This window comes from Mesorhizobium sp. M1403 (assembly GCF_040317695.1).
Lineage (GTDB): Bacteria > Pseudomonadota > Alphaproteobacteria > Rhizobiales > Rhizobiaceae > Mesorhizobium.
Window position 1 is genome coordinate 444,258 of sequence record NZ_JAMYKY010000002.1, and the last position, 25,763, is coordinate 470,020.

Below are 25,763 nucleotides of genomic sequence, written 5' to 3' on the forward strand. Positions count from 1 at the left end.
TCCCCATCCTCCAGCGGCATCTTCCCCGTCAAGGGCGGTAGAAGACAGACTGCCGCCATCCCCTTTGCCGATGCGATAACCAGCGGAAACGATCCCGAGCCGGAGCGAATGATGAAGCGTTTGATGAAGATTTATCTGGAGAAGCCGGAACTTGCGGCGGTCGTGTTCCTGCTCCTGCTCCTCATCGTCTTTCAGATTCGCTCGAACGGCGTATTTTTGAACACACAGAACCTTCGCGGAATGCTTGGGCTGCTGCCCGAAATGGGGCTGGTCGCGATCGGCGTGACCCTGCTGATGATATGCGGTGAGTTTGATCTTTCGGTGGGCTCGGTCTTTGCGCTGACCCCGATGACCATGGCGGTGATGCTCGCGGCAGGCGTTCCGTTCGCGCCGGCCTTTGCCGCCGGCCTCGCGATCGCTGCCCTCATCGGCTTTTTCAACGGGTTCATAACGATTCGTTTCGCGATACCAAGCTTCATCACCACGCTTGGTATGCTGTTCATCGCGCGTTCGCTGACGGTGGTAATCTCCGGCGGCTTCCCTCCTGTCATACCAGCTAACGCTCTGCCCAAATGGCTGTTTACGGTCTATGTGGGACCGGGCGACCTCTTTCGCATGTCGTTCTTCTGGTTTCTCGCCGTGGCAATCCTGGTGACCGTGCTCCTGTCGCACACGAATTTCGGCAACTGGGTGCGCGCCACCGGCGGCTTTCTGCCCGCCGCGCAATCGATGGGTATCCCGACGGCCCGGGTGAAGGTCGCCTGCTTCATGATCTGTTCGGTGCTCGCCGGCTTTGCCGGTACCATTCAGGTGATGCGGCTCGGCGCCCCGCTGCCGTCGATCGGCGAGGGGCTGGAGCTGCAGGCCGTGTCGGCTGCCGTCATCGGTGGCGCCTCGTTGGCTGGTGGCATCGGCACCATCTTCGGCGGCATCATCGGGGCTGCCCTTATCCGCGTCATCGACAACGGACTGGTGCTGAGCCAGGTTGACGCCAACTGGTTCAAGATGGCGATCGGCTTTCTGACTATCTTCGCGGTCGTCATGAACGCATGGCTTCGAAAGCGGGGCAGGGCAATGAAGGTGGAGACCTGATCATGGCGGCGCCCATCATCGCGATCAAGGGACTCCAGAAATGGTATTCCGGCGTCCACGCCTTGAAAAACGTTACGCTGGATATCTATCCCGACGAGGCACTGGGCCTCGTCGGCGACAATGGCGCCGGCAAATCGACGCTGATCAACATCCTCTCAGGCACCCAAAAGCCCGATGGCGGCGAGATCAGGATCGAAGGTGAACCGGTCCGCTTCTCTAACCCGCGCGACGCCATGGGACGCGGCATCGAGACGATCTACCAGTACAATTCCATGGTCCCGACTATGACCATCGCCCGCAACGTTTTCATCGGACGCGAGCCGGTGAAGGGTTCGGTTTTCGGTATCGGCATCCTGGACCAGAAGCGCATGCGTGACGAAAGCGTCAAGGCGATCGCCGACGTCGACCTGCATCTGCGGTCGCCCGACGCGCTGGTCGGCGAACTGTCGGGCGGCCAGCGCCAAGGCGTGGCGATCGCCCGGGCCATGCACTTCAAGTCGAAAGTCATGATTCTCGACGAGCCAACCAACCATCTCTCGGTGAAGGAAACGCGAAAGGTGATCGGCTTCGTTCGTGGCCTCAAGGCCCAGAACATCACTAGCGTCTTCATCAGCCACAACATGCATCATGTTTTCGAATGCTGTGACCGGGTCGTGGCGATGGCGCGCGGAGAGATCGTTCTGGACAAGCCGATCGGCGAGACTTCGATCGAGGAAATCCACGAGGTGCTGTGACGTGAAGAAGCAATTACTCGCGAGCCACTCTGCTGGTGGAGATCAGTCTGCGCTACGACTTTTCCGCAAGAATAGCCTCAGCGGTTTTCTCGTCGGTGATCAGCACATCGACGACTCCCAGACGCAACACGGCGCGCAGCACCGGAACCTTGTCGAGGCCGCCGGAGGGCAGGATCACAGTGTCGACGTCGCGCAGATGTTCGGGGGCGAGGCCGATGACGCGGCTGTTTAGCGGGTGATCGACGAGTTGTCCGTCGGCGCCGATCCAATGGCCGCAAATATCGCCGACCGCTCCGGCTTCGCGGAGTGATCTGAGATCATCGTCTCCTACCAGTCCGATCCGAAAGATGGTGGCGTCCTTGTGCACCGCGCCCACCGAAACGAAAGCGGCGTCAACGTCGCGGGCATGAGTGAAGGCGTCTTCCAGAATAGACTGGCGCATAAGCAGATCGCGTGTGGCCTCGGTATCCGTGAACACCGGTGCTGCGATGTAGAAGCATTCCGCGTCGAAGAGCGCCGCGAGCCGGGAAGCGATCTCGTAGATGTTGATCGCCGATCCACGTGTGAGCCCGCCAAGCAGGGAAACGATCGACATTCCTTTGACCGGGCGCACGGTCACCGACCGCAGACTGAGCTGGAGCGTCCGCCCCCATCCCACGCCCACCGATATCCCGTCACGGATTCTAAGCGACAGGGCTTCGCCGGCGGCGGCTGCGATGACCTGTGGCACCAGAGCAGGATCCGGCGGTGTTGGGACCACGATTGGATCCGAGACACCATAGGCGTCCCGCAGCCGGTTCTCCAACTCGATGCAGTTCGCCACCTTGGAATTGATGCGAATCTGAACGATCCCCCGCTGGCGCGCATGCGCCAGCATCCGGTTGACGCGAAGGCGGGTCAGGCCAAGAGACTTGGCGATTTGCGCCTGGGTGAGGTCACCGACATAAGCAAGCCAGGCGGCGCGCACGAGCAGCCCTTCCTCGCGATCGGCCGTGACGGAACTCGTTACGGCTTGGCGGCCGTCGCGTTTCTTTCGTGCTGGTTTCTCCATCAGATCATCCTGTCCACTCCGCGGCAGCGGGTTCAGAGCGGGCTCGGCCGAGCCATGTGCTCATCGATATGAGGCATCAATCGAGTTTCCCCGGCTCCGCTAGCCTCGATGATAGCGGTCGAAGGACAAAACCAGCGGAGCATCATGGCAAATCGCGTCGATGATGGCAGTCGTCAGCGGCAGGCGATCATGGGGAAGTACACCCCGGCCCATCATATTCTTCAAAGCCTGACAAAGGTCCAGCGCCAGTTGCGCCCCCTCAACCGTGTCCGAACTCATATGTTCGCGCTTCGCCACGGAATAGGGCAGGCCGCGGCCGAGCAGGCGTCCCATGCGACCGTTACGGCCCGCCTGGCAGGTCACATAAAGATCGCCGGAGCCGGCCAGCCCCAGCACTGTTTCGATTTTTCCACCCAGAGCTTCGACCAGAATCGCCATCTCGGCGAGGGACTGCGAGAAAAGCGACGAGGCAAGGTTGTGCATGAGCGCACCGTTGGGCGCCTTGCCGTCTCGCTCAAGCAGCCCGACGGGAGCCCCAACGGCGAGTGTATAGAAGTTCTTGAAAGCGGCGCAGATCTCGACGCCAATGAGATCGGATGATGGTCGCGCATGATAGAAAGGCGCGCGCAGGATGCGTGACGCCGCGGCCAGCTGGTCGGGATCGTGCCCAGCCACGATCACGGAGGTATCGCGCTGTGCGGCCAGTTCGCCGGCAATGCAAGGTCCGCCGACGGCCATCACCGAGATCGACAAGCCAGTACGTTGCTCAATCTCGCGGGCAAGCAGATGCGGCAGGATTTCGATGCCTTCGTCGCTCGCGGCGAGTCCTTTCGTAATCATAAGTATCGGCATGGGCGACTTGATGCTTTCAGCAATGCGGTCGATCGCCCAAGGAACGCCGGCCGACGAGACGCCGAGTACAAGCAGGTCGGCTCCATCGTTCATCGCCGTCCCGAATTCGGTCCAGGAACAGGCGGCTACCGCGTCAGGCAGAGTGATGTTGAGGCGAGGGTGATGACCTGTGTCGGCCACAGAGCTGACGATCTCCTCGTCGAGATGGGTGCCGACAAGAGTGATGCGGTTACCCGCGTGAGCGGCCGGAAGCGTCATCGCAGAGCCCATGACGCCAGCGCCGAGGATAATGATCTTCGCCATTCAGCTTCTTTCCTTGTCCAGCCGCTCGCCGCTGCCTTGGTCGAACAGGTGGATTCGCTCAGGCGCTGGCTCCAGGTGGATCACAGCTCCAGGAGAGAGCTCCATGCGGTCATGCAGCACCGAGCAGATCGCAATGTTGCCCATGGCGGCAAAGATATGGATTTCGGGGCCAGTCGGCTCGACAACCGTAATTCTCGCCGGGATGCCGCGCCCGTCTGCCACAGGTCGAAGATGTTCGGGCCGAATGCCATAGATCACCTTTTGGCCGGGCCGGACCGCAGCCTCTGGCGGAAGCGGGAGGGATAGCTCGTCGGTCCGCACCACCCAGGCGTCGCGCTCGGAAGCCACCTCGCCAGGGAACATGTTCATTGCGGGCGAGCCGATGAAGGAGGCGACGAAGAGGTTTGCCGGGCGATCGTAGACATCAAGCGGGCGCCCGATCTGCTCGATCTGGCCGTCGCGCATGATGACGATGACATCGGCCATGGTCATGGCTTCGATTTGGTCATGCGTGACATACACGGTGGTGGTCTTCAGCCGCTGGTGGAGCTCCTTGATTTCCGTGCGCATTTGCACGCGCAGCTTGGCGTCGAGGTTGGACAGCGGCTCGTCGAACAGGAAGACAGTTGGGTCTCGCACGATGGCGCGACCCATGGCGACGCGTTGCCGCTGGCCGCCCGAAAGCTGGCGGGGATACCGTTCCAGATAAGGGGTCAGATTGAGGATCGATGCCGCCCATCCGACCTTCTGTTTGATTTCTTCGTTGGGGCGTTTCTTCAACTGCATGGAAAACGCCATGTTGTCGAAGACGGTCATATGCGCGTAAAGCGCGTAATTCTGGAAGACCATCGCGATATTGCGGTCTTTGGGATGAAGTGTGTTGACGACCCTGTCTCCTATCGTGATCTCACCGGACGTGATGGGCTCGAGACCGGCTATCATGCGCAACAGTGTGGACTTGCCGCACCCGGACGGCCCCAACAGAACGACGAACTGGCCATCCTCGATCGAGAGATCGAGTCCATCGATAATCGAGAGGGCGCCATAGTCTTTCTTTATGTTGCTGATGGTGACAGACGCCATAAATTGTTATCCTTCGATTGCCCTTGCCGGTTGGGTTCAACTTTCGCCATGCGAGTCATTGGCGACGGTCGGATGCGGTCTCACCATTCGCTCTCCAGAAACTCCTCCAGCAGCCCTGCATCGGCGGCCAGATTGACAAAGGACCATCGGCCACGGATTTCCCGCGAATAGCGAATGGCGTCGTGCCAAAGCGCGCGCGGCAGGCCTAGTTCTGTGCCGGTGACCGGCCCCCCGGCAGCCTTGAGTGCTGCCTCCATGCGGGCAACCGGCATCGCCATCGGCCGAACCTCCTGGCGCAGTGCCGGCCAGATTTCCGCAAGCCTGCGGTTGAAGATTTCCGTCTGGCGGGCGTCGAGTGCCGTCTTCTTCATCTCGGCAATGCAAAGTGGTCCAAGTTGTGCCCCATAGCGGGCCAGCATCGCCGCCTCGTCGATGGCGGTCGGCTTCACCTGCGGTGGCTCTTTCATGTCCAGCAGCCGCGCTTGCAGACGCGCCATGACCATCGAGGCAACCCCCACCTGCTGACCGTGCGTGGTGCCGGGATGATGGTCTTGCGCGAACATGTCGACCCAATGGGAAATCTGGTGCTCTCCCATGGATCCAGGATGGGAAACGCCGGCAAAGCACACACCCATCGAGCACAGCGTCAAGACGCGCTGGAGATGCCCGACAGCGGTGACGTCATGCCTGGCAAGGCCAGGCGCATGGGCCAGCATCGGTCCCTCATCGCCCGCCTGCAGCAGGTAGGGCACGGCAGAATAGTAGGTGTCGAACAGCCGATGCGAAGCCCACCAATCGATCTGGGCGGTGGGACGACACAGGCTGTCACCGAGCCCAGCGGCGCTGAGCCAGGCGGGCGCTGCGGCCGAAACGCCAAGGTCCAGGAAGATGCCCCGCGGCGCGTGCGAGGGCAGCGAGATCTTGAGCCCTGAAGCCAAGGTCACCGACGCTGTCGAAGCGCCATAGCCATTCATCGAGGCGGCCGTGCCGAAGACGGCATAGGGCCGCTCGTCGAGGAAGGTTGCATGCTTGCAGCTGTCGTTGAGGACGCCAGACCCGACGGCCACGACCCCGTCGGCGTGACGCGTCTTCTCCCTGACCATCTGGATCGTTGCCTCATCGCAGTCGAGGCCGTCAGGCAGCACGATTTCACTGATGTCGGCGATGGCGCGCAGCGCCTTCGCGACGCGCCGGCCCATCACATCGACGGTGTTGACATCGGACACAACAGCGATGCGACGGCCGAGCGCCAGGGGCGCAACGAGATCCGCCTCGCGGCCCTCCGTCGTCTCCAGCAATTCGATCGTCTGGAACGGCAGGACGGCAGCCTCGCCTGTCTCAGGATCTTTCCAGCGTTCCGCGACAACGTCCTCGATCAACGCGTTCCAGTTGGTCGTTTCAGCCATGATTGGTCTCCATGAAGGCCGCGAGTCGCTGGTTCCAGGCTGAAAGCGTTGGCCAAAGATCGGCATGGATCGCAAGAAGTTCGGTGTAGAGCTCGGCCCGTTTCGCGTCCGGTTCGAAGGTTTTGGCCGGCTCGCTGGCCATTGCGCTCGACGCTTCGGCGATGGTGGAAAACCAGCCCACGCCCTTTGCCGCTGCCATCGCCGCGCCAAGCGAGGAGGCTTCCACCGTCGTCGAACGCTTTATGGGACGATCGAGTGCATCCGCCAGAATTTGCATCCACAGGTCGGACTTCGCTCCTCCACCGATGGCTATGAACTGGTCGATGGTCTGGGCGGCAGCCGCAGCGGCCCGCTGACTTGTCGCGGCCTGATGCAGCGCTATGCCTTCCAGCACGGCGCGATAGATGTCGCCGCGCCGGCTGGAGCCGGATAGCCCGGCAATCACACCACGGGCCGCGCTATCCCAGTGCGGGTCCATGACGCCCTGCCAGTAGGGCAGGAGCATTATGCCGCCTGCGCCGATCGGGCTGGCAGCGGCTTCGGCCTCGAGCGCCTCCAGAGCATCGCTTGCGCCATGCAGATCGACGCCAAGCATTTCGCGCGCCATCCAGTCGACGAGAAAAGTGCCGGCGCGAAGGCACGTCTCATAGATATAGCCGTCATCGGCGACCGCCGTCTCGGTGCGGAAGGCCTGGTCGTGGACGTAGTCCGTGCCGAAGCTGCCGGAGACGACCGCCGTGCCGAGGTTGATGTAAGCGCATCGCGGCTGCAACACACCAGCGCCCGTTCCGGCGCATTGACCGTCGCCGCCGCCGGCGACGATCGGCGTGCCCTCGCGCAGGCCGGTCGAAATGGCCGCTTCCGAAGTCAGTTGGCCCAGAACGGTGCCGGGCCTTGCCAGGTCCGGCATCATGCGCCGGGCGATGCCCGCTGCGGCGAGTATTTCGTTCGACCAGTCCATAGCTCGCATATCGAGTATGCCCATCGGGTCGGCGGATGCGGTGGACGTCACCCACCGGCCGCTCAAGCGAAAGACCAGATAGCCGTGGACTTCGGCCATTCGCTCCACGCGGGCAAAAATCTCGGGTTGTTCCTCGCGAAACCAGATCATGCGGTAGAGGCAAGGAATGACGTCCAGCGGCTTGCCGGATATTGCGTGGACACGTGCTGCGCCGAAGCTCTCGCCGAAGCGCCGCGCTTTCCCACGGGCGCGCTCATCGAGCCAGAGGGTCGCGGGCCCGACCGCCTGGCCCTCCTCGTCGAAAAGGCCGAAGCTCTCGCGTTGGTTGGCAATCGCAAGGGCGGCAATGCGTGCGGGCGAAACTGTTGCCGCGACAGAACGAAGCGCCGTGACCGTCGAGGCCCACCATTCGGCCGGATCCTGCTCGAAATAGCCCGAACGCGGGTTGGACATTGCAAGCGGTGCACGACCTTCAGCCACGGCCAGACCATTGCGGTCCCAGGCGATCGCCTTGGTTGCCGAGGTCGAGGAATCGATGCCGATGACGAGATCCGGAACCATTGCCGCCACATTGCCAAACGGCGAGGGCGGCCGAAGCCGCCTTCGCCCAAATCACCGACTAGCCGCTAAAGACCGGCATCCTTGACTTTGCCGTCGACAATGCCGGCAATGGCATCCAGGCATGCCTTGGCATCGCCGCCATAGTCCTGGCCCGTAAGCAATTTGCCGAGCTCAACCGGAATGTCGTTGTTCGACAGATCCGCCCAGATCGGCATGTCCGGCTCCGATCCCATCTGGTTGTCGATAGTGTATTTGATCGCGTCGAAATGGCGTGTCGTTCCGGGCCCGACAACGGCCTTCGCCTTGACCCGAGGATCTGTAAAAGAGGAATTGCGCATCGGCGAGGCGCCGCCGCCGAGCGTCGATACCCGCGCCATCACATCCTTCGAGCAGACCCACTGCATGAACAGCCATGCTGCTTCCTTGTTCTTGGAATATTGCGACAGCGAGATCGTCGAGCCACCTTGGTGGCCGACGGCCGGGATTTCGTTGAAGCCGCAATCGGCGGCGGCGCGGCGGCCAGGAACCTCCTTGGGCGCGGGCAGGGCCTCGAACAGGCCTTTGACCTTGGAATCGTTGGCGTCGAAGCCGGGGAAATCCTCGCCCCAGGTGATTGCCATGGCGGCCTGACCCTGTGTCAACGCCTGTCCCTGACCGTCCCAGGTCCAAGTCGTCGCCGAGGGCGGCGAGTTTTTGACCAGCTCCTGATAGAATTGCAGTCCGGCCACGCCGCGCTCGTCATTGCCGACAAACTTCTTGTCCTTGTTGAAGATCGAACCGCCATGGCCCCACAATGCGAAGGTCCAGTCGCATTCCAGCGAATAGTGGCCGGACTTCGCCTGGCACGCTGTGCCGAAGATGCCGTTGCTTTTTTCTGCCTCTGTGAGCGCCTGCACGGCCTTGAGGTAGGCGTCGAGATCTGTCGGCAGCGCAATATTGTGTTTGTCGAAAAGATCCTTGCGGTACATCAGGATGAAGATCGGAATATCGAATGGAATTCCGCACTGTTTGCCGTTGTACATGGCGATGCCGTCGACCAGCGGCTTGGAGAAATCGTCCCAGTCGAAGTTGGGCATCGCCAGTTCTTTGTTCTGGTCATAATACTCGCGCGGATCGACGACATCTTGTGCAAATGTCGCCATCCAGGACTGGTCGAGATAGTAGACGTCGTAGGTGCCAAGCTGGCCCTGCACGTCTTGCGTGGCCTTGGCGAGAACCTGCTCCAGCGGCACGATCTCGACTTCCACCTCAATGCCGGTTGCCTTGGTGAATTCACCCGCGACAAGCTGGTTGGCCACGATCGTTGGCGGCGTCGCTTCCGAAGTGTAGCGGATTTTGGTGCCGGCGTATGGTTTGCCGACGTCGGCCAGCCACTTCAGCATATCGGCGTCCTGGGCGCGGGCTTCTTCAACCCCGAGGCCCAGCATCCCCCGATTGGTGCGGCCACCACCTAGCATAGCCGATCCGAAGGCAGAAAAGCCGACACCAGCGAGCGCCATCTTCCTCATGAAGTCGCGTTTGGTTATTCGGCGCGCCGTAAAGTCATTGCAGGTATCGGCGACGAATGTCTTCTTGTCGTGTTCTCTGAAGCTCATGATCGTTCCTCCGTTGCGTTTTTGTCGTCGTTCTTCTCGCCTGCGCCTCACTCCTTCAGGGACCCGAGGGTGAGGCCGCGGACCAGATGCCGTTGAACCAGCAGGATAAAGATGAAGCTGGGTATGATCGCAGACGTGCCGAGCGCTGTGATGTAGCCCCACTCGGTCGCGGTCGAGGTGACAAAGGTGGAGATCTTCACCGGCACAGTGCGGATCGACGTTGTCAGGAACAGTGAGAGCAGGAACTCGGTCCACGAAAAGATGAAACACAGCACAGCCGTCGCAGCGATGCCGCCCTTGACCATGGGAAGGACCACGCGTCGGAACGTCTGCCAGCGCGTCGCGCCGTCAATCAGCGCCGCCTCGTCAACCTCGCGCGGAACATCGTCGAAGAACGACTTCAAAAGCAAAACCGCCAGCGGCAGGTTGATCAAACTGTGAACGAGGATGAGCCCCGTATAAGTATCGCGTAAGCCGAGATCGCGGAACATGAAAACGATCGGAATGACGATCGCGATTGGCGGCATGAAGCGCTGCGAGAGAATCCAGAACAGGAAGGACTGCTGGCCGCTGAACTGCATTCGCGACAGGCAATAGGCGGCCAGAGTGGCCAGCAGCAGCGTCAGCGCCGTCGATCCGACGGCTATGACGGCGCTGTCGAGCAGCGACTGGCGGGAATCGTAGGAGCTGGCGCCACCCTTGATGACCCCGGCCGCCTCGCCGCCCTGTTCCATGCCGATGTCGACGCGCGAAACGCCAAGCAAGGTCACACGGTAATTGTCCGGCGTCGGCGTGAAATCGACGTAGACCGGTCCGCTGCGGTCGAAGATCGCCGAATAGGGTTTGATGGACGACAGCGCCCACCACGCGATCGGGAACATGAAGATCGCCACCACCAGGACGGCGAGCACGTCACGGGCGATGGTTTGGGCGCGCGACGACTCCATCAGAACCTCACCTTGAACAGCCTGACGAACAGGTTCGACACGACGATCAAGACGACGAGCACGATCAGCGACAGGGTCGCGGCATAGGGAAAGTCTCCGGTGAAATAGATACGGCCAGCGTAGAATGAAAGCGTCTCGGTGGCCGTGCCAGGCCCGCCGGCGGTGATGATGTAGACGTAGTCGTAGATGCGAAAGAGATCGACGCCGCGGATCAGCACCGCGACCGCTATCACCTTGCGCAGCATCGGCAATGTGAGCCGCAAGAACGTCTGGATGCCGCTGGCGCCGTCGATCGCCGCGGCTTCGAAAGGTTCCTTCGGCAGCGCCCTGAGCCCTGCCAGGATGATGAGCACCATGAACGGCGTCCATTGCCATATGTCTGCCAGCAGGATCGCGGCCAATGCGGTTCCGGGCTGCGTCAGGATCGGCTGCGCCGGCGAGATCAGGTCGACGGCATAGAGGTAGAACGACAGGACGCCGAAAGAGCCGTCCTGCATCAGCAGGAACATCATTCCGGTCACCGCAGGCGGCACCACCAGCGGCAGTGTCATCAGCGCCCGCAGCACCCCGTAACCTTTGCGATCGGTGTCAAGCAGAAGCGCGATGAGGATGCCGAGCGCAAGCTGAACCGCAAGCGCGACGAAGGTGTAGATCAGCGTGGTTTCCAGCGAATACCACATACGCGCATCCGAGAAGGCGCGCGTCCATTGGTGGAGCCCGGCGAAGTCAAGCTGCCGGGAGACGACATTGCGTTTGTGAAACGATAGCCAGACCGAATAGGCGAGGGGATAGATGCCGAAAACGAGAAGCATCACCGTGATCGGCGCGAGCCAGGGGAAAGGATGCTCGGCCGTCATGAACCGGGGTAGCGCCCACCTGGAGGTCGGCCGCGTGAGGGCTGCGCTGCTCACGCGCAAGTCTCCGCTCGGTGACCGAGATGCATCGGCCTTCTCCCTATCGGCCAGATTGTGCCAACTTGAACTTTTGTAAGTTTGTTGTGCCTTTTGTTAAGAACGTGTCGGACGACCGCCAATTTGTCAAGTGTCGGTTCCATCAGCGCTCAAGGGATTTGCTCGTGGTCCCCGAGGATGCGGTCATGGCCGGGCATGGAGTTGTTTTTGAAGGGAACGCGGCAGTAAATGCCGTGTAGCAGCATCGAAAGCGCTCAGGGCCGCCGCCAACTTTGGCAGCCCAAGGAAAGCTACAGAACGTATCGAGGAGATCGGGAGGACAGCCCGGGGCTTTTGGAACTCCCTCCGGGCCCATCATTGCCGTTATTTATCAATGGTTTAGCGCTATATTTTGGCTCAGTTAGCCAAGTCGTAGCTGGCGAACCTTCGAGTAGCGCATTGATATTGTTGATTTATGGTGGGCTTCCGAGGACCGCCGGTCGATTTGCTGCGCAAATGGGAGACATAAACGGAATCGAACGCGCGTTTCAGTTGAGGAGAAGCTGATCTTCCTACGGGTTGCCGCTATCGTCGGTAGATGCGCAACGTTGCGTCGGGGCGATCAGTGGCTCCAGTCGGCATGAAGCCAGCCAGCAGCGCAAACAATGCGGTCAATCAAATCGCACCAAAATCATCTGTACATACATCGGCTACTCGGGTTTCTCCTCAAGCTTTTCATCTCCGAAAGAATTGTCTCCCAGGTGCGGCTCGATATCCGAAGCTTGGCGATTCTATCCCGCATCCTTATCACGTCCGCACCCTCAGCGCCTGCTCCAGCCTGTCGGCAATCTGGGTGACGATATAGGCAATCACCATGTAGATCACGACGGCAATCACGAAGGCTTCTAGGTAGTAGTAGTTCAGCGCGGCGGTCAATTGGGACTGGGCGAAGATATCGACAACCTCGATGGCGAACCCGAGGGAAAGCGCCTTCATGATGACCATCATCGAGGTTGTCAGGTCGGGAATTGCGGTGAGGGCCACCTGGGGAAATAGGATCCGTCGGAACAGTTGGCCGCTTGTATAGCCGAGCGAATGGGCGGCGTCCGACTGACCGGTGTCGAAGGCGTTCAGGGCTCCTTTGATGATCTCCGCTTGGAACGCCGCAACGCAGCCGGTGACTGCAATGACAAGGATTACCCAGTTGGGCGTTTCGTGGGCGTTGAAGTTGATCGCGAGCAACGAGAGCAGGAACTGGAATGCCGGGGGCAGACCGAAATAGGCGAGGAAAATCACGATCACCATCGGAACGCCTTTGAAGACGACCTTATAGGCCATGATGAGCTGTCGCAGCACGGGGATCCGCCTATGTTCGACGAGCGCAAAAAGGCTGCCGACGATCGTGGACAGGATGAAAATCGTGAAAGCCATGCCGAGCGTCACGGGTACGGCGCCCAGAATTTCCTGCGAGTCCTGGAGCAGAATATCGGTATCAAACATGGTCGGATTACCCCTTACGTCACACGCTCGCGACGGCCGCGTTCTTGATCTGAGCTGTTGTCGTCGCCTCTGGCGCTTGCATTGGCGAGCGAAGCTCGAAGAAGCGCACGATGAGCCACGCGACGAGGCACATCAGCGAATAGATAACCGCCAGCACGAGGTACGTTTCGAACTGGTACTGGTTATAGTCGCGCTCCATGATCAAGTGCGCGGTCGCCATCACATCCGCTGCCCCGATGTACATGACCAGCGCAACGTTATGGATCAGGTAGATGATGGCGTTTCCATAGCCCGGCAATGCGAAGTGCACCGCTTGCGGGCCGACTACGCGGGTGATCTTCTGTCGGAAGGTATATCCCAGACTGTCGGCCGCATCATGCTGGCCGCGATCGACGGCCAGGTATGCAGGTCGCATGACTTCCGACAGATACCCTCCATGATAGAGGCTCAGCCCCACCATCGCAGCGATCGTTGCAGAAATAAAATCCTCGGCGCCGAACAGGATCACCAACAAGGGCAGCCCGTAGAACGCGACGAATAACTGCAGGACGACGGGAACACTCCGGGCATAGGACACGTAGAGGTCAGTCAGGTGACTGATCACCGGTATCCTCTGAACTCGGAGTGTTGTCGCGACGAGAGCCAAGCAAAAGCCGACGACCATGGCCGTAACGGTGATGGCGAGAGTGAGCGGCAACGCCGAGAGCAACTCGGGAATCATAGCAGAAACATCCACTTTGAAACGCTCCTTCTTGCAATTCAGCCTTACCGCTGGCTATCGCTACATGGTTGGGAAAAGGTCCTGTTACTTCATGTATTTGACGATGTCCTCGCCGAACCATTTCTGCGAGAGCTTTTCGATCGTGCCATCGTCTTTTAATTCCTTGAGAACCTTGTTCACATCGTCGGCTAAAACCTTGTTTTCGTCCGACCTATGAATCAGCATGTAGGTGTTGTTGCTGAAGACCGGATCGGACGCCACGATATCGAGCTTCTTTTCCTCGATGACGGTCTGCTCACCGAGATTCGAAGGCAGAACAAGCGCGTCGAATTTGCCGTTCTGAACTTCGTCCAATCGGTTGGGATAGGGAATACCGGCGCTCGATGCCGTAACATCAAGCTTGTATTGTGGATTTTCTTTTTGCCAGTTCATGATGAACTTGTAGGTGCCGCCGCCGGCCGTGGTCGGAACGATCCTCTTGCCGACCAGGTCCTTCATTTCCTTGATGCCGCTGCCTTTTTTGCTGTAGATCTTCATCAGGCTGGCGCCCATGGGGTTTTCCGGAATGAAGAACTGCTTGGCGCGCTCAGGGGATTTGTAGTAGCCACCGACGGCGATGTCGTACTTGCCCGTGGCGAGGCCGGTTTCCTGCGCGATATCCGAAACACCTTCCATTTCGAACTTATACTGCGGCAGCTTTGCGTTGATCGCTCTCAGAAGATCGGGTTCATAGCCTTGCGGCTCTACGCCGATCGCGCCCCATGCCAGCGGCTTGGATTCGGCAGACGTCGCGATCTTGATCGTGCGAACGGTCTGACCATTGCTGATCCCGGCGGTTGCAAGAGCAATTGCGATGCCGCCGGCAACAGCCAGGGCAGCGCGACGGGAAAAACTGGATGTGATTGCAGACATTTCTTAGGTTCCCTTCTTGTTGAGCTATTGAAAAGCGAGTTCTGACTGCAGGAATTGAGCAAGTCGTGGGCTGGATGGTGCATCGAAGATCTCAGCTGGACTGCCATCGGCGGCAACCACGCCACGATCCATGAAGACGATCCGGTTCGAGATGTTCTTTGCGAATTGCATCTCGTGGGTCACGAGCAGCGAAGTGATCCCTGACGACGTGACATCCTTGATCACCTTCAGAACTTCACCGACGAGTTCAGGATCCAGCGATGACGTAGGCTCATCGAAGAGCATCACGTTGGGACGAACCGCCAGCGCACGCGCGATGCCGGTGCGCTGGAGCTGGCCGCCCGACAGCTGGGACGGATAGCTGTCCCGCTTCGCTGAGAGACCGACCCGGTCAAGCTCTCGCAGCGCGATTTCACGCGCCTCGTCCGTTGACTTGCGCTGCACGACGACCAGCGGATCCATCACGTTCTGGAGGACGGTCATGTTCTTGAACACATTGAACTGCTGAAAGACCATCGCTGTGCGAAGCCGGATCGCCTGGACAGCGGTCTTGTCGGCGCGCTGGTAGTCCATCCGGATCTGGTCGAACGCGATGGTTCCTGACGACGGCTTGGCCAGGTAGTTGATGCATTTCAGCAGCGTGGTCTTGCCGGTGCCGCTGGGGCCGATGATCGACACCACGTCACCCCGCTTTACCGAGAGATTGACGCCGTTCAGGACCTGCGTGCTTCCGTAAGACAGCTTTACATCTTTGAGTTCAAGCATTTCTGGTTGGTCCTTCAGAGTGGGGGACGGACTGCTTTGACCGTATGCGACGTCATCATCCGCTCTCCGCGTGGCCGAGAACGTGCATCAGCCTGTTTGCCCAGCCGAAGATCGCTATGGCGTGGACAAGGTCGATGATCTCGGCATCATTCATGCCCACGGCACGCAGCGAGGCGATGTCGTCTACCGTTGCTTCCGACGGCGCCGCCGACAGACGGCGGGCAAAGCTGTAGATTGCCGCATCGCGCGGCCCGAGCGCCTCGGGTTTGTCGAGATAAAGCGCGGTGACCACATCATCGCTCTTGGTCAGCTCTGCATGGCGGCGGGCGTGAACAACGGCGCAGAATTTGCAGCCATTGACGATCGAGGCACCCAATGCGCCAAGTTCGCGGTCGCGACGGGCAAGCCCGCCTTCGACATACATGATCGCGTTGAACAAGACGGTGCGGGCAAGATAGCTCTCGGGATCATGCACAAGGGTGCGCACATACTCCGAAACTTTCTTGGCCGATGGCGTGACCTTCATCGCTTCGAGCTGTTCCGGCGTGGCCTCGGAGAGCTCGACCGGTGCGATGTGGGGATGCCAATTGAGCGGCTTCAGGCGAACAGAGGAAATCATGCCAACCTCAACAATCGCAGACCGGTCGCCACTCGGGTCTGAAAATTGACGAACGCAATCAGTTCGGAGAGTGCGACGATCTGAGGATTGTTCAGTCCGGCCGCAGCGAGGAGGGCGATGTGGCTCGCCTCCGCCTTTTTCGGCATCAGCGTGATCAGGTCGACGTGACGGGCGATGGTCGCCAATGGCTCATCGAGATCCGTTTCGCCCCGAGCCAATGCCCTGAGCTGCTCTGTCGGACCAAGTTGGGCCAGTTGCACATCATATTCGGCCATCAGGACGGGATCGGCATTCAGAGCGGCCATGCGACGGGCCAGAGCAACCCTCAAATTCGGCGCCAGCCCCTGATCGTTTGCCGGCTGCAGGACGGAGAGGCGACATTCCTCCGCCCCTTGCACAAATTCGGGCCGAAACCGCCGCGCAGCGAAAAGTGCATCGTTCGGCGAAATACCGGCGGCCTTGTCCATTGCGTCGATCACAGCGCGGCCTCCTTATGCAGCAAGGGTGTTGAATCGACCCATTCGTCGCCCAGAAGCTCGGGCGTGTCGTAGGCGATCAGATTGGCGAAGTGGGTTTCGACATCTTCGGCAAACAGCGACGCGGCAATGCCGCGGACCAGACGGTCCGCACCGGCACTGACGGCCGGGATATCGCCGGAGACCTTGCCGTGGGTCAGCATGGCGGCGTCGTTGAAGCAGTGGATATGTGCTAGCATCGGGCAGGAGCCGGGAACGCGTTCGCGAAATTCGAAGGCGGGACCGAGATCTGGCGCCTCCGACATGCCTGTACGAGCCGGCCCCATATCCGGTGTATATCGGCCATCCGACCAGGTGCGGATGTGTGGGGCGAGTGCTGCAAATTCCGGGCGGTCGCTGAAATCGTTTGAAAAGCCGGTTGCCGCGATCATGAAATCGTAGCGCATCGGCCCTTGTGTGGTTTCGACCAGAAGGCCTTCGGCATCTTCCTTTACCGCGACTATGCCGCAGTCGAGAAAGAACCGGGCATTCGCACGACGAGAGACCCGAAGCGTCGATGAACGCGGCGGCGGTGTTTGGGTCGAGGCGGTATAGTCGAAGAATTTCCACTTCCAGGCATCGGGCAGGTGATAAATGCCATGTACAACGCCCTGGCTGCCTATGCCGGTCAGCTTGTTGATGCGCGGCATTTCCTTGCGCCGGATCAACATGTCGACCGAGCCGGCTCCGGCCTCGAGCGCCGTCGCGGCATTGTCCATCGAAGAGGCACCGGCGCCGATAACCGCCACACGCTTACCTTTCAGTGCGTCGAAATCGATGTCGTCGGCAGAATGGGCCCAATAGGCGCGATCGATGCCCCTGAGGAAATCGGGCACGGCAAAACCGCCGAGACCGGACCGACCGGTGGCCAGAACGAGGCGACGGGTGAGAACCCGGCCGGCTTCCGCGCCCTCGATATCGATTGCAATCAGATCACCAACGGCTGCGACGCCGGTCATGCGCACGCTGTTGCGCACCGGCAGACCAAGAACCTTCCGGTACCAGACCAGGTAGTCCATCCACTGGCCCTTGGGGATTTTGTCCAGCGACTGCCAGGCCTCAGGTCCCCATTGTGCCGTAAACCAGGCGCGGAACGTGAGCTGCGGCAGCCCGAGCGACGGACCGTGGAGGGTTTTCGGCGAGCGCAGCGTCTGCATACGCGCAAAAGTTACCCATGGTCCTTCGAGCCCGGCCGGAGCCGCATCGTAGGCAACGACATTGGTTATCCCGGTCAGCACAAGCTTTGCCGTAGCAGCAAGTCCGCACATGCCGGCGCCAATGACAACGACGTCACGGACCGGGGCGCTATCGTGCGTGCGCTTGGGGACCCAAGGCTTGGCGGGCAGCTCGAGAAAGTCGAGATCCTGCGCGAGCTGGGCTTCCAGCGCGGCAAGGCCGCTCGATGCTGCCGGGGTGGGAATATGCTTCATATTCCCGTCCCGTTATTTGTGCCCGAGGCCGGATCGGTGACCAATTGGCCGGCCAAAGCTGGATCGAGTTTCCTGAAACCGGCGATCGACCGTTCAGCCACCGCTTCGACCGCATCCATCAGCGCCTGCGCAACTGGACGAAGGGGACGGTTTGCGGCAGCCACAACACCCCAATAAAAGAGAACGGTAACGTCGAGAGGGCGAATGACGACACCGGGCAGGGGCACGCCGTATGCCGTGAGGGGATCGATGACAGCCGCGACCCCAGTCTGACGCACGATCTGCAACGCGCCATAGGCAGTATTGGTCCGGATCACTGGGCCGGTGTCGATGCCGCGAGCCGCCAGCGCTTTGGCGACGTGCAACTGAAAACGCAGTGGATTGAGCAGCGTGGCGACGCGGCGGCCGGCAAAACCCGAAAGCGGCACGACATCAAGTTCAGCCAGCGGATCGTCCTCCCGCACGGCAGCGACGTCAGGCGCCGAGTACAGCCGTAGAACATCCAGACCGGGCGTATCGAGCGGCAGGCTTGAAAACCCGATCTCGGCGCGTCCGCTGCGCACCTCCTGGGCTACGATCGAAGGAAGAAATTGCCCGAGATGCGTCTCGTGTGGAAGCTCGGCACCTTGGAGCTCGGCCAGGGCCGTCGGGATCAAGCCGGTCCCGATCGCAGATGTTGTGACAATCTGCAGGATCCGTCCCCTGCCGGCGGCGATCATTTTGGCTCGCGCTGCGAGTTCGGTGAAGGACATCAGCAGGCGCCGCGCTTCCTCTTCAAAGGCGACTCCCTCTTCAGACAACTGCACCCGTCGACCGATCCGGTGCAGCAATTCGAAGCCAAGCTCGGCCTCGAGATCCTGAATCGTGCGTGTCACCGCAGGTTGGGAGCGCCCGAGCATGTCAGCCGCCTTGGTGATGCTGCCGCTGGCAGCAACCGCAAGAAAAGTCTGAAGGTCCCGGGTTTCCATGGTCTCCTTCATGCGCAATCCGTATGATTGACATCGTCTCATTCGTTTTTGATATATGTCAAGCGGAAACTAATGTTCGTTGCGGCTTTGTGCATTTGGCCGGCTTCAGAGCCGGAATCCCTGGCGGAGGCGGACGAGGACGGCAGACGCGACTCCGGCTTGCGGAACCTCCTGATGAAAACTTTCATGTGTGACGACGGCAAGGATTCTCGAACCACAAAGCCAGCAACAGGAGGAATATTATGCGCGTGAGTATTCTGGGCGCCGGAGCAATTGCTTATGGCCTTGCCGCGTATTTGGCAGGATCGGGACATTCGCCAACGCTTTGGTCACCGTCGGGACAGCGCACCAGGGCGTTGGCTGCGGGTGAATTATTGAAAGCCACAGGGGATATAGACGCGACGGTGCCGGTGCGCATTGCCAAGGATTGCACGGATGCCGTCGCCAACGCGGACGTGGTGGTGATTGCGCTTCCGGCCTACGGCCACAAGATGGTGATGGATGCCGCCGCCCCCCATCTGATCGATGGAATCCCGGTCATCATCAGTTCGCATTGTTCGTTCTCGGCGCTTTATCTCTCCAAGCGGTTGGCCGAACGCAAGGTCTCGTTGCCGATCGTCGTTTGGGGCACAACACTATTGACTGGCCGCCAGCTCGGACCAACCGAAGTCCATGTCACCACCATTCGCCAGAAGCTTGACGTGGCGACGCTGCCTTTCAGTTACCAGGATCAAGGACACGAACTTTGCACGACCTTGTTCGGCGATCGTTTCGTCCAGCGCGACGGGATGCTTGCGATCGCGCTCAGCAACCTCAACCCGCAAAACCATCTAGGTATTGCGCTTCTTAACCTGACACGCATGGAGAAGGCCGAGCAATGGAGCCAGGGGGGAAACGTCACTCCCGCCGTCGGCCGTCTTATCGAGGCTCTGGATGCCGAACGGCTGGCCATCGCGGCCCATTTCAGCATCGCCGTTCGCACCGTCAGAGAGCATTTTTCACTGTCGTTCCATGTTCCGATGGGAACCGTTTCGGAGATGAACCAGGAGATGGAGCGCCAAGGCCGTGGCGGCTTTGGCCCGACAACCATCGAAAGCCGCTATATTCTAGAGGATGTTCCGTTCGGACTGCTGCCGACCGTACTACTGGGGAAACTAACGGGGAAACCGGCGATACTCCACGAGTCCGGAGTTTCGATATTATCGGCAGCTTGTGGTCGCGATCTCAAGGCAGATAATGATATTCTTCCTGCGGTCGGCATCGAGGGAATGGCAAAAGCCGATCTTGAAAACCTTTGCCGTAAGGGATTCTAACAACTCTTCACAATGGAAACAGTGGAAGTCAGCATAGCCAATATACCCGATAAGCCGGCAATGCGCCGGCGAGCAGGACATGGTTTCGGCATTCCTTGAAACGTTTCGTCCGCGCCTCTGACACTGAGCCGCCGGACTTAGGCCTCTCTCCATTGTTGTTGAGCCGGTCCTCATTCGGAGTTGTCGTCACTAGTTTCGCCACCAAATGCGAGAACATACGAAGGATATGGTTGGGCTAACCACCAGCTAAGTAGTTGTTTTTGTTGAAAAGGCTACGTCCCTCCGGGCCCACCATTACGATCTGTCCATAGTGCGAGCGAAGGTTTCGGCAATCGCGAGAACGGCAGCGTGAATCGGTCCCGCGGTGAGGCTCGGCATGATCGAAGCGTCGACGACAAAGAGATTTTCGAGCGCCTTCAGTCGCAGATTTGCGTCGACGACGGCGTCCGTATCCGCACCCATCCTGCAAGTGCCACAGGGGTGGTGGTGTGTGATCACCGCTTGCGCTATGAAATTGTCGATCGCGGCTTCTCCGTGCAGGGCCGTTGGCAGAAGTTCGCACTCCCGCCATTCGGCCAATTCGTCTCGATGGCCGATCTCTCTTGCGGCTTCCAGAGCTTGGCGAAACAATGCTCTGTCCCAGCCGGTTTGCAGGTATGCCGGGTCGATGATCAATCGGTCATGGAGCTCCGGTCCGCTTATGTGCAAGCTGCCTCGGCTGGTCGGATGGGTGATCCCGAACAGCAGCGAGTAGGCTGTGCCGGCGGCGGGTGCCTGGAAGCATTCCGACACGATCGGCGCGATGCCGCAACCGACGACTATTTCAGGCTGCCCGGTAGTGGCGAAGTTGCCCGCTCGCATGTAGGCCATCGACTCGGAATGCTGGAGGCGCGACGGAGGAACCGGCTTGCGGGCTGCGTAAAGGTTGCCGGCGCCAAGCAGATGGTCCTGAAGGTTTCGACCGACCCCCGGCATATCGATCAAACAGCCGACGCCCGCCGCGTCGAGCGTACCATGCGGACCTATGCCCGAGCGCATCAGCAAAGCCGGGCTTTCCAGTGTTCCCGCACAAAGGACGACTTGATCTGCAAAGGCTTCGACCAAACCCTGTCGCCCGACGACTTCAAGGCTGCGTACCTGATTGCCGTCCAATTTGAGCCGCCGCACCCGGGCTTGCGTAAGGATGGTCAGGTTTGCCCGGCTTCGAACAGCCGGCGTAAGCCATGCGTCCGCCACGGTGACCCGCCGCCCGTCACGAATGTTCAAGGAGTTGGGGGTAACACCGATCATCTCCCCGCTGTTGTGGCCCTGAAGTCGAGGCAGACCCAACGATGCGCCTGCCTCAATGAAGGCGCGAGCAACCGGACTGACTTCATCCGCCGGCAAATAGACCGGCAACGGCCCCTCCTTGCCATGGATGCCGTCGCCACCAAGCGGGTGGTCTTCGATAGCCTTGAAAACAGGTAGAAGTCCCTCCCAACTCCACCGGCGATCGCCAGTCGCATCGGCCCAGGCCTGGTAGTCGGAAGGATGACCGCGCATATAGCCCATCGCATGCAGGCAACTCGAGCCGCCGATCAACCGCCCGCGCGCCCAGCGATGTGTCCGTCCCGCAGTCCCGGCTTGCGGCTCCGTGCGATAATCCCAATCATAGTCGCGGCCCTGAAGCATCGGCCACGCGGCAGGGTTCCAGATGTCGGGATCCGCCGCCTCTGCGCCTGCCTCGATCAGCAGCACGCGGCGGCCCGGCTCCTCGCTCAGTCGTGCTGCCAGCAACCCCCCAGCCGAGCCACCGCCGACGATGACAACATCGCAGTTTGGCCCCCGCTCAACATTGCCCCTGGTCATCATCACTCCGTCTGACGCTTGCTTGGTTCGGTAGCGGGCATCCGGCGTGGTGAAGGCCCGGCGCACCGATCCGCGTTCGGCGGATAGTCTCGATGCGCAATGTCACGAAGGACGCGTTATCAGACGCAGCAACCTCTTTCGATAACTCAAATTCCGCTGTCCATGGATCTCTTCGCAGCCGCTTTTGCCTTCAAGACGTGCTGTCTCGAAGCCTTGCGGGCGGCTTTCTCGTCGCCCGCGGCGATGGCTTCGAATATCTCTCTCATCTCCGTCAAGCTACTCCGTGCTCTGCCGTCCAATGACATGGATCGTCCTCGAAAGAAGCTTATCCTGGCCACCAGGCCGCGATGGACTTCCTCCAGGACCGGATTCCCGCAATTGGCCAGTATGATCGAATAGAAATCTGCGGCCGTCATCACCTGCGCCAGGCTGTCATTGCTGGACGCCGCCTCTTCGAACGCGGACAAGGATCGCTCGAGTTCACGCAACTGTTCGGGGGAAATTCTCAAGGCGCATCGTCCCGCTGCCTCGACTTCCAAGAGCTCTCGAACTTCATAGATGGCGGTTGCCACCTCCCACGAAAGTGCCGGTATCGACGGTCCGCGGTTGGGTACAATCTCGATCAAGCGCTCGGCCTCAAGGCTGCGCAGGGCCTCCCTTAGCGAGGGGCGGCTGATGCCGAGTTCTGTGCACAGCTGACTTTCGATGAGCCGGCTTCCCGGCTGGAACAGCCCGGAGAAGATGGCCAGCCGTAACTTGTCCACGGTCTCCTGCTGAACGGTTCGTGGGGAGATTCGCAAATTGAAATCTACGGGCATGGGGTCAGTTTCTCGTGGGCCGCCGGGTCGTTCTTGAGCATGATACGCCCTGCAGTGGAAGTTTGACAGCGGGATAGTCAGATTGTCAAATTTAAAGATTGTCAGACAATCCTCTTGACGTGTGTCGGCTTCATATGATCTTTTTGCAGGGCACGGGCAGTGGCGGCAAGGATCATACGCATGGCGGCAGACAGGCCTTCCGACCATTTGGACTCGCGACGTTTCGACATTGGCCGCATCACCTTGAACGTGCGCGAACAGGGCAACGGCCCATTGATGCTGTTCTTCCACGGAATAACCTCCAACTCCGCGGTCTTCGGGCCGCTGATGGCCAAGCTGTCTGATCGGTTCACGACCATAGCGGTAGACCAGCGGGGACACGGTCTCAGCGACAAGCCGGAAACCGGCTACGAGGCTGATCACTACGCCGACGACATCGCGGGCCTGATACGTACTCTCGACCGAGGCCATGCCATCCTCGTCGGACATTCGCTCGGTGCCAGAAATTCCATCACGGCCGCAGCGAAATACCCGGATCTGGTGCGGTCGGTCGTCGCAATCGACTTCACGCCGTACATCGAGACTGAAGCGTTCGACGCGCTGGAAGCGCGAGTGAATGCGGGGAACCGGCTTTTCGACAATGTAGCGGCCATCGAAGCGTATCTCGCCGGCCGCTATCCCAACATTCCCGCCGATGCCATCAAGATCAGGGCCGAAAGTGGCTATCAGCCGGCGGAAGGAGGGCTGCGGCCACTGGCCTCCCCCGCGGCTATGGCGCAGACCGCCAGGGGCCTTCGAGCGGACCTGGCGCCGGTCTATCGGGAGGTCACGAAGCCTGTTCTCATCGTTCGGGGTGAGGCAAGCAAGCTGGTTTCCGCGGCGGCTCTGGCCAAGACAAGTCGCCTGCGACCCGACCTGCCTGTCGTCGTCGTTCCGGGCGCCGACCACTACGTCAACGAGGTCTCTCCCGAGATCACCCTGAAAGCCATCACGAACTTCATAGACGCCTGACAGCCAAGTGCCGTCCCTTGTATGCAGCAGGATCAGAAAATGGCCAACGTAAGCATAACTTCCGGCAGAACGCGTCGTGCCGAGGTCGCCGGCGGCGGCTTTGCCGGCCTGACCGCCGCCATCGCTCTCAGGCAAAACGGATGGGACGTGCGGCTGCACGAAAAAAGCTCTGAGCTGCGGGCATTCGGCGCAGGCATCTATCTCTGGCACAATGGTCTTCGCGTGCTCGAAGGACTGGGCGCCCTGGACGAAGTTCTCGAAGGCTCGCACACACCGCCCACCTACGAGACCTGGATGCACAACAAGTCCATTTCCAAGGAGACGTTCAACGGTCTCCCCTGGCGCATCATGACCCGGAGCCACCTGCACGACGCTCTTGTCAATCGGGCCCGTGCCGTGGGTGTCGACATCCGCGTCAACTCCGAAGCAGTCGCCGCCGATCCGGAAGGACGCGTGACCCTTCAGACCGGTGAGATTCTCGAAGCGGACTTGATCGTCGGCGCCGACGGCGTCGGCTCCAAGGTCAGGGATTCCATCGGCTTCGTACAGGATCGGTGGGTTTCGAAAGACGGCCTTATCCGGCTGATCGTCCCGCGCATGAAGAACGAACTCGGTCATGGCGAGTGGGACAATACGATCGACATGTGGAATTTCTGGCCGCGTGTTCAGCGGATTCTCTACTCGCCCTGCAATGAGAATGAACTCTATCTGGGCCTCATGGCTCCGGCCGCCGATCCTCGCGGATCGCGCGTTCCTATCGATCTCGAAGTCTGGGTCGAAATGTTTCCTTTCCTGGAGCCGTGCCTGATCGAAGCGGCGAAGCTGCAGACGGCCAGGTACGACAAATACGAAACCACCAAGCTGGACAGCTGGACAAGAGGCAAAGTCGCCCTTGTGGGAGATGCCGCACATGCAATGTGCCCGGCTCTTGCCCAAGGCGCCGGTTGCGCAATGGTCAACGCCTTCAGCCTGTCGCAGGACCTGGAGGAAGGCTCTTCGGTCGAGGACGCGCTCGTCGCGTGGGAGAAGCGCATTCGCCCGATCACGGATCGCTGCCAGGCCCTGTCTGGCGACTATGCGGCGAACCGCTCGCTCTCGAAGGGAAACATGTTCACGCCAGCGGCACTGGAAGCTGCCCGCTACGACCCGCTGCGCCGTGTCTACTCGTGGCCGCAGTAGCGCCGGGGCAGGGCCGGTCACGAATTAAACGGAGCGCAGAAGCTGCGCGCCCCCGTCAGGAGATGAAGATGCACTATTCAAGTGAAGTCGAACGGGACTATGATGTCCGGGGATGGTACTCCTCGGTCCAGGAATGCCGGCATGACGGCGGCACACCCGGCGAGACCCTCGTCAAGGTCGCGACAGGCGTTGTCATTCGCAATCCCTTCGCCGGAAAGTTCGTCGCCGAACTGTCCGAACTGACAAATCCAAGTTCAGCTATCGGTCATGCATTGGGAGAGCGAGCCGTCGCGCTGCTCGGCAACAGGCCTGTCGAAAGCTATGGCAAAGGCGGCATTGCAGGGACTGCCGGCGAGCAAGAACATGTCGTAGCCTGCATCACCACGGTATTCGGCGATCCGCTGCGGCAGCAGGTGGGCGGCGGCAAGGCCTGGATCTCGTCGGTGAGCAAGGTCGCCGTGGCCGGCACCGCCATCGATATCCCGCTCGCCCACAAGGACGAGCTCTACATCCGGTCCCACTATGATGCTGTCACCTTTTGCGTGCCGGATGCCCCGCGCCCGGACGAGCTTCTGATCTGCGTGGCTGTCGCATCGGGTCCGCGCGTGCACCAGCGCGTCGGCGGTAAAACCGTCGCTGACCTCAAGGCCGCCGCTGTCTAGTTCGATCGAATTGGTGAAAGGACGAAA

At 60.4% G+C, this 25,763-nt stretch carries 24 protein-coding genes; 6 read left to right on the top strand and 18 right to left on the bottom strand.

The window, feature by feature from the left end; genetic code table 11:
• Positions 1 to 111: 111 nt before the first annotated feature.
• Positions 112 to 1,092 (top strand): ABC transporter permease, encoded by a 981-nt coding sequence (locus NKH01_RS06845; protein WP_031194994.1) that lies wholly within the window; start codon positions 112 to 114, stop codon positions 1,090 to 1,092.
• A 2-nt stretch (positions 1,093 to 1,094) separates the two neighbouring features.
• Complete coding sequence (locus NKH01_RS06850) at positions 1,095 to 1,826, top strand: ATP-binding cassette domain-containing protein (RefSeq protein ID WP_352484286.1); 732 nt, start codon at positions 1,095 to 1,097, stop codon at positions 1,824 to 1,826.
• A 52-nt stretch (positions 1,827 to 1,878) separates the two neighbouring features.
• Here the strand turns inward: NKH01_RS06850 and NKH01_RS06855 are convergent, their stop codons facing one another.
• The 16 genes from NKH01_RS06855 to NKH01_RS06930 all read right to left on the bottom strand — a co-directional run bounded on the left by NKH01_RS06855 (position 1,879) and on the right by NKH01_RS06930 (position 18,917).
• A complete protein-coding gene (locus tag NKH01_RS06855) occupies positions 1,879 to 2,793 on the bottom strand; it encodes a sugar-binding transcriptional regulator (protein ID WP_352484287.1) in 915 nt (304 codons plus the stop codon).
• Between the two features lie 183 nt (positions 2,794 to 2,976).
• Entirely contained in the window at positions 2,977 to 4,032 is a 1,056-nt protein-coding gene (locus NKH01_RS06860) for an NAD(P)H-dependent glycerol-3-phosphate dehydrogenase (protein WP_353019712.1), read from the bottom strand.
• Positions 4,033 to 5,115, bottom strand: a complete 1,083-nt coding sequence (locus NKH01_RS06865) for an ABC transporter ATP-binding protein (RefSeq protein WP_353019713.1) — start codon at positions 5,113 to 5,115, stop codon at positions 4,033 to 4,035.
• 80 nt (positions 5,116 to 5,195) lie between these two features.
• A complete protein-coding gene (locus tag NKH01_RS06870) occupies positions 5,196 to 6,521 on the bottom strand; it encodes an iron-containing alcohol dehydrogenase (RefSeq protein WP_352484289.1) in 1,326 nt (441 codons plus the stop codon).
• Entirely contained in the window at positions 6,514 to 8,043 is a 1,530-nt protein-coding gene (locus NKH01_RS06875) for a xylulokinase (protein ID WP_353019714.1), read from the bottom strand. Before NKH01_RS06875 ends, NKH01_RS06870 begins: the two co-directional genes overlap by 8 nt.
• A 65-nt stretch (positions 8,044 to 8,108) precedes the next feature.
• Positions 8,109 to 9,638, bottom strand: coding sequence for an ABC transporter substrate-binding protein (locus tag NKH01_RS06880; protein WP_352717637.1), 1,530 nt, complete (start codon positions 9,636 to 9,638; stop codon positions 8,109 to 8,111).
• A 47-nt stretch (positions 9,639 to 9,685) separates the two neighbouring features.
• Positions 9,686 to 10,585, bottom strand: a complete 900-nt coding sequence (locus NKH01_RS06885) for a carbohydrate ABC transporter permease (RefSeq protein WP_023722149.1) — start codon at positions 10,583 to 10,585, stop codon at positions 9,686 to 9,688.
• Positions 10,585 to 11,496: a carbohydrate ABC transporter permease gene (locus tag NKH01_RS06890; protein ID WP_352590931.1), complete on the bottom strand. Its 912-nt coding sequence runs from the start codon at positions 11,494 to 11,496 to the stop codon at positions 10,585 to 10,587. Before NKH01_RS06890 ends, NKH01_RS06885 begins: the two co-directional genes overlap by 1 nt.
• A gap of 786 nt (positions 11,497 to 12,282) precedes the next feature.
• Positions 12,283 to 12,975, bottom strand: coding sequence for an amino acid ABC transporter permease (locus tag NKH01_RS06895; RefSeq protein ID WP_352484293.1), 693 nt, complete (start codon positions 12,973 to 12,975; stop codon positions 12,283 to 12,285).
• Between the two features lie 19 nt (positions 12,976 to 12,994).
• Positions 12,995 to 13,711, bottom strand: a complete 717-nt coding sequence (locus tag NKH01_RS06900) for an amino acid ABC transporter permease (RefSeq protein ID WP_031194989.1) — start codon at positions 13,709 to 13,711, stop codon at positions 12,995 to 12,997.
• A gap of 69 nt (positions 13,712 to 13,780) precedes the next feature.
• On the bottom strand, positions 13,781 to 14,608 hold the full coding sequence (locus NKH01_RS06905) for a transporter substrate-binding domain-containing protein (RefSeq protein ID WP_352484295.1): 828 nt from the start codon (positions 14,606 to 14,608) through the stop codon (positions 13,781 to 13,783).
• A 24-nt stretch (positions 14,609 to 14,632) separates the two neighbouring features.
• On the bottom strand, positions 14,633 to 15,373 hold the full coding sequence (locus NKH01_RS06910) for an amino acid ABC transporter ATP-binding protein (RefSeq protein WP_031212966.1): 741 nt from the start codon (positions 15,371 to 15,373) through the stop codon (positions 14,633 to 14,635).
• 55 nt (positions 15,374 to 15,428) lie between these two features.
• A complete protein-coding gene (locus tag NKH01_RS06915; protein ID WP_352484296.1) occupies positions 15,429 to 15,992 on the bottom strand; it encodes a peroxidase-related enzyme in 564 nt (187 codons plus the stop codon).
• On the bottom strand, positions 15,989 to 16,471 hold the full coding sequence (locus tag NKH01_RS06920; RefSeq protein WP_023723195.1) for a CMD domain-containing protein: 483 nt from the start codon (positions 16,469 to 16,471) through the stop codon (positions 15,989 to 15,991). The genes NKH01_RS06915 and NKH01_RS06920 overlap by 4 nt, the downstream gene beginning before the upstream one ends.
• Positions 16,468 to 17,937 (bottom strand): NAD(P)-binding domain-containing protein, encoded by a 1,470-nt coding sequence (locus NKH01_RS06925; protein WP_353019719.1) that lies wholly within the window; start codon positions 17,935 to 17,937, stop codon positions 16,468 to 16,470. The genes NKH01_RS06920 and NKH01_RS06925 overlap by 4 nt, the downstream gene beginning before the upstream one ends.
• Positions 17,934 to 18,917 (bottom strand): LysR family transcriptional regulator, encoded by a 984-nt coding sequence (locus NKH01_RS06930; protein ID WP_352484297.1) that lies wholly within the window; start codon positions 18,915 to 18,917, stop codon positions 17,934 to 17,936. Before NKH01_RS06930 ends, NKH01_RS06925 begins: the two co-directional genes overlap by 4 nt.
• A gap of 230 nt (positions 18,918 to 19,147) precedes the next feature.
• Between NKH01_RS06930 and NKH01_RS06935 the strand changes: the two genes are divergently transcribed.
• Positions 19,148 to 20,218: an NAD/NADP octopine/nopaline dehydrogenase family protein gene (locus tag NKH01_RS06935; protein ID WP_352484298.1), complete on the top strand. Its 1,071-nt coding sequence runs from the start codon at positions 19,148 to 19,150 to the stop codon at positions 20,216 to 20,218.
• Between the two features lie 294 nt (positions 20,219 to 20,512).
• Here NKH01_RS06935 and NKH01_RS06940 read toward each other — a convergent pair whose 3' ends face one another.
• Complete coding sequence (locus NKH01_RS06940; protein ID WP_353019721.1) at positions 20,513 to 22,066, bottom strand: GMC family oxidoreductase; 1,554 nt, start codon at positions 22,064 to 22,066, stop codon at positions 20,513 to 20,515.
• Between the two features lie 146 nt (positions 22,067 to 22,212).
• Positions 22,213 to 22,884: a GntR family transcriptional regulator gene (locus NKH01_RS06945; RefSeq protein ID WP_353019722.1), complete on the bottom strand. Its 672-nt coding sequence runs from the start codon at positions 22,882 to 22,884 to the stop codon at positions 22,213 to 22,215.
• Between the two features lie 174 nt (positions 22,885 to 23,058).
• On the opposite strand from NKH01_RS06945, the gene NKH01_RS06950 reads away from it, so the two are divergent.
• The 3 genes from NKH01_RS06950 (at position 23,059) to NKH01_RS06960 (ending at position 25,736) form a co-directional block, all read left to right on the top strand.
• The gene (locus NKH01_RS06950) at positions 23,059 to 23,895 is read left to right on the top strand and encodes an alpha/beta fold hydrolase (protein WP_353019834.1); all 837 of its coding nucleotides are present in this window, start codon (positions 23,059 to 23,061) and stop codon (positions 23,893 to 23,895) included.
• A 39-nt stretch (positions 23,896 to 23,934) separates the two neighbouring features.
• Entirely contained in the window at positions 23,935 to 25,074 is a 1,140-nt protein-coding gene (locus NKH01_RS06955) for an FAD-dependent oxidoreductase (protein WP_353019724.1), read from the top strand.
• Between the two features lie 68 nt (positions 25,075 to 25,142).
• The gene (locus NKH01_RS06960) at positions 25,143 to 25,736 is read left to right on the top strand and encodes an amino acid synthesis family protein (RefSeq protein WP_353019725.1); all 594 of its coding nucleotides are present in this window, start codon (positions 25,143 to 25,145) and stop codon (positions 25,734 to 25,736) included.
• The last annotated feature ends 27 nt before the right edge of the window (positions 25,737 to 25,763 follow it).